We start from the raw sequence: 3,239 nt of genomic DNA, 5'->3' as shown, positions 1-3,239 counted from the left end.
TTCGGGTTGTGAGGTTAAGCGACTAAGCGTACACGGTGGATGCCCTGGCAGTCAGAGGCGATGAAGGACGTGCTAATCTGCGATAAGCGTCGGCGAGGTGATATGAACCTTTGACCCGGCGATTTCCGAATGGGGAAACCCAGTGTGTTTCGACACATTATCATGACATGAATACATAGTGTCATGAGGCGAACCGGGGGAACTGAAACATCTAAGTACCCCGAGGAAAAGAAATCAACCGAGATTCCCCCAGTAGCGGCGAGCGAACGGGGAGGAGCCCAGAGTCTGAATCAGCGCGTGTGGTAGTGGAACGGTCTGGAAAGTCCGGCGATACAGGGTGACAGCCCCGTACACGAAAGTGCACACGTTGTGAACTCGAAGAGTAGGGCGGGACACGTGGTATCCTGTCTGAATATGGGGGGACCATCCTCCAAGGCTAAATACTCCTGACTGACCGATAGTGAACCAGTACCGTGAGGGAAAGGCGAAAAGAACCCCGGCGAGGGGAGTGAAAAAGAACCTGAAACCGTGTACGTACAAGCAGTGGGAGCCCCACCACCAAAGCATTCTCTGGTGATGAAGGCACCGCAACAGCAACATCGCGGTGGCGGAGCGTCTTTAGCGACGCCCAACACACAAAACAAGCGGTGAGTGCTTTGGGGTGGGGTGACTGCGTACCTTTTGTATAATGGGTCAGCGACTTATATTCTGTAGCAAGGTTAACCGAATAGGGGAGCCGAAGGGAAACCGAGTCTTAACTGGGCGTTAAGTTGCAGGGTATAGACCCGAAACCCGGTGATCTAGCCATGGGCAGGTTGAAGGTTGGGTAACACTAACTGGAGGACCGAACCGACTAATGTTGAAAAATTAGCGGATGACTTGTGGCTGGGGGTGAAAGGCCAATCAAACCGGGAGATAGCTGGTTCTCCCCGAAAGCTATTTAGGTAGCGCCTCGTGAACTCATCTTCGGGGGTAGAGCACTGTTTCGGCCAGGGGGTCATCCCGACTTACCAACCCGATGCAAACTACGAATACCGAAGAATGTTATCACGGGAGACACACGGCGGGTGCTAACGTCCGTCGTGAAGAGGGAAACAACCCAGACCGCCAGCTAAGGTCCCAAAGTCACAGTTAAGTGGGAAACGATGTGGGAAGGCACAGACAGCCAGGATGTTGGCTTAGAAGCAGCCATCATTTAAAGAAAGCGTAATAGCTCACTGGTCGAGTCGGCCTGCGCGGAAGATGTAACGGGGCTAAACTGTGCACCGAAGCTGCGGCAGCGACACTCAGGTGTTGTTGGGTAGGGGAGCGTTCTGTAAGCCGTTGAAGGTGGCCTGTGAGGGTTGCTGGAGGTATCAGAAGTGCGAATGCTGACATAAGTAACGATAATGCGGGTGAAAAGCCCGCACGCCGGAAGACCAAGGGTTCCTGTCCAACGTTAATCGGGGCAGGGTGAGTCGACCCCTAAGGCGAGGCCGAAAGGCGTAGTCGATGGGAAACAGGTTAATATTCCTGTACTTGGTGTTACTGCGAAGGGGGGACGGAGAAGGCTATGTTATCCGGGCGACGGTTGTCCCGGTTTAAGCATGTAGGCGGATGTTCCAGGTAAATCCGGAACGTTATTAACGCTGAGGTGTGATGACGAGGCACTACGGTGCTGAAGTAACAGATGCCCTGCTTCCAGGAAAAGCCTCTAAGCTCCAGGTAACACGAAATCGTACCCCAAACCGACACAGGTGGTCAGGTAGAGAATACCAAGGCGCTTGAGAGAACTCGGGTGAAGGAACTAGGCAAAATGGTGCCGTAACTTCGGGAGAAGGCACGCTGATATGTAGGTGAAGCCCCTGCGGGTGGAGCTGAAATCAGTCGAAGATACCAGCTGGCTGCAACTGTTTATTAAAAACACAGCACTGTGCAAACACGAAAGTGGACGTATACGGTGTGACGCCTGCCCGGTGCCGGAAGGTTAATTGATGGGGTTATCCCTTGTGGAGAAGCTCTTGATCGAAGCCCCGGTAAACGGCGGCCGTAACTATAACGGTCCTAAGGTAGCGAAATTCCTTGTCGGGTAAGTTCCGACCTGCACGAATGGCGTAATGATGGCCAGGCTGTCTCCACCCGAGACTCAGTGAAATTGAACTCGCTGTGAAGATGCAGTGTACCCGCGGCAAGACGGAAAGACCCCGTGAACCTTTACTATAGCTTGACACTGAACACTGGTCCTTGATGTGTAGGATAGGTGGGAGGCTTTGAAGTGTGGACGCCAGTCTGCATGGAGCCAACCTTGAAATACCACCCTTTAATGGCTGGTGTTCTAACGTAGACCCGTAATCCGGGTTGCGGACAGTGTCTGGTGGGTAGTTTGACTGGGGCGGTCTCCTCCCAAAGAGTAACGGAGGAGCACGAAGGTTAGCTAATCCTGGTCGGACATCAGGAGGTTAGTGCAATGGCATAAGCTAGCTTGACTGCGAGAGTGACGGCTCGGGCAGGTGCGAAAGCAGGTCATAGTGATCCGGTGGTTCTGAATGGAAGGGCCATCGCTCAACGGATAAAAGGTACTCCGGGGATAACAGGCTGATACCGCCCAAGAGTTCATATCGACGGCGGTGTTTGGCACCTCGATGTCGGCTCATCACATCCTGGGGCTGAAGTAGGTCCCAAGGGTATGGCTGTTCGCCATTTAAAGTGGTACGCGAGCTGGGTTTAGAACGTCGTGAGACAGTTCGGTCCCTATCTGCCGTGGGCGCTGGAGAATTGAGGGGGGCTGCTCCTAGTACGAGAGGACCGGAGTGGACGCATCACTGGTGTTCGGGTTGTCATGCCAATGGCATTGCCCGGTAGCTAAATGCGGAAGAGATAAGTGCTGAAAGCATCTAAGCACGAAACTTGCCCCGAGATGAGTTCTCCCTGACCCTTTAAGGGTCCTGAAGGAACGTTGAAGACGACGACGTTGATAGGTCGGGTGTGTAAGTGTAGCGATACATTGAGCTAACCGATACTAATGAACCGTGAGGCTTAACCTTACAACGCCGAAGCTGTTTTGGCGTGAGAGACGAAATTATCAGCTTGAACCAGATACATCATCCCGTAACAAACGGGATGATAAACAGAATTTGCCTGGCGGCAACAGCGCGGTGGTCCCACCTGACCCCATGCCGAACTCAGAAGTGAAACGCCGTAGCGCCGATGGTAGTGTGGGGTCTCCCCATGTGAGAGTAGGGAACTGCCAGGCATCAAAT

General features: G+C 53.3%; 2 rRNA genes. Both read left to right on the top strand.

Going from position 1 to position 3,239, the window contains the following annotated elements:
* Positions 1–12 precede the first annotated feature (12 nt).
* Positions 13–3,023: ribosomal RNA gene (locus ACLW56_RS24890) — 23S ribosomal RNA — on the top strand.
* Between the two features lie 93 nt (positions 3,024–3,116).
* Positions 3,117–3,232, top strand: a 5S ribosomal RNA gene (rrf, locus tag ACLW56_RS24885).
* Positions 3,233–3,239: the final 7 nt, after the last annotated feature.

Source organism: Pantoea sp. sgz302252 (genome assembly GCF_047713085.1).
Classification (GTDB): domain Bacteria; phylum Pseudomonadota; class Gammaproteobacteria; order Enterobacterales; family Enterobacteriaceae; genus Scandinavium.
The sequence above is the reverse complement of the archived record's forward strand: the minus strand, read 5'-3'. Positions and strand labels throughout refer to the sequence as shown.